This window comes from Inquilinus limosus MP06, from assembly GCF_000767795.1.
GTDB classification, from domain to species: Bacteria; Pseudomonadota; Alphaproteobacteria; order DSM-16000; family Inquilinaceae; genus Inquilinus; species Inquilinus limosus_E.
Map to the genome: position 1 here is coordinate 1 of NZ_JANX01000992.1, position 1,248 is coordinate 1,248.

At 71.7% G+C, this 1,248-nt stretch carries 2 protein-coding genes; one reads left to right on the plus strand and one right to left on the minus strand.

The features are described 5' to 3' along the window. Positions 1–270 precede the first annotated feature (270 nt). Positions 271–705 carry a hypothetical protein gene (locus P409_RS34660; protein WP_238578851.1) on the minus strand — a complete coding sequence of 145 codons (435 nt, stop codon included), beginning with the start codon at positions 703–705 and terminating at the stop codon, positions 271–273. Between the two features lie 114 nt (positions 706–819). Between P409_RS34660 and P409_RS34665 the strand changes: the two genes are divergently transcribed. Then, positions 820–1,248: AraC family ligand binding domain-containing protein (locus P409_RS34665; protein ID WP_193366539.1), on the plus strand; the 429-nt coding region annotated here is incomplete at its 3' end.

The window sequence follows — 1,248 nt, forward strand, 5'->3', positions numbered from 1 at the left end:
CTCCCCTCGCGGGAGGGGGCTAGGGGGAGGGGGTTGTCGAGGACAAGCTCCACGCGAATGGGCTCAGGAAACGACGTCGCGGATGGGCCGGATCATGGGCGGCTCTGGCCGCGCGAACCCCCTCCCCCTACCCCCTCCCGCAAGGGGAGGGGGGACTCTTTTGCTTTCGTCGCGAGCGTCCGGGACGATCCGGGGAATTCTGAAAAGGTCTCGTAAGCGGGAGAGGCAACACCAGAAGACGCTCGGCATCTCCCCGCAATCCTGTGGCCCTCAGAGCGTCAGCGGCACTGCCCGCAGCAGGGTCCAGGCGCGCTCCAGCGCCGAATCCTCATCGGCGAACAGCGCCAGCGGATAGGGGAAGGCGGCCGCCATCTTCGCGGTCAGCACCGTCGCCTGCATCGCCGCCCGGCGCAGCGGGTCCGGCTCGACATGGAGATGGGCCAGGCAGAGCCGGCCGAGGTCGCCGCGCCGCCGCTTCAGCCACAGCGTCCGGGCCTTGCGGTCGTCATGCGCCTCGCGCTCCGGCATCGGCCCGATGCTGAGCATCACGAAGCGGGTCTCGCGCGCCAGGATCATGTCGAACTCGGCCACCCAGCGCTCGCCATAGCCGGTCGCGCCCGGCTCCGGCATCGGCAGCCGCACCAGCGGGAAGGCGCCGAGGTCGAACAGGGGCGGCACGGCCCGGGCGGCGTCGGGGTCCGGCATGGCGATTTTCGACATCATGTGATAATTACTCTCATTTGCATGTCAGGGCCGTGGGCCGGCCAGGGTTGAGCCACCCTAGCGGATCGCGGCCCGCCGATCGCACGAGGCCGGGCCATGTCCTATCGCGAAACGGTCATCCGCATGGCGCCGGACTCGCCCGAGGCGACGATGCTCGACCGGCTGGCGGACCAGATGGTCCGGCTGGAGGTGCGGATCGACGCCGCCTTCGAGACGCCGGCCCATGCCCATCGCGGCGGCCAGATCTTCTGGCCCGCCGCCGGCAGCGCGGTGATCGGCACCGCCGAAGGCCGCTGGTGCGTGCCCACCGGCTGCGCCCTGTGGATGCCGCCGGGGCTGATGCACGATGCCAGCACCGCCGGCGGCCTGCACATGCACGGCATCCTGGTCCCGGTCGAGGCGGCGGCCGGCCTGCCCGCCGATTGCCGGGTCCTGCCCTTCTCACCCCTGCTGCGGGAGCTGGCGCTGCGGGCCGCGACTTGGCCGGAGGCCCGGCCGCTGGACGACCGGCAGCGCCGCGTCGTC

What these genes read in the sequence shown, in the direction of transcription:
- P409_RS34660 (WP_238578851.1), bottom strand. Translation starts at nt 705, where the DNA reads ATGCCGGACCCCGACGCCGCCCGGGCCGTGCCGCCCCTGTTCGACCTC.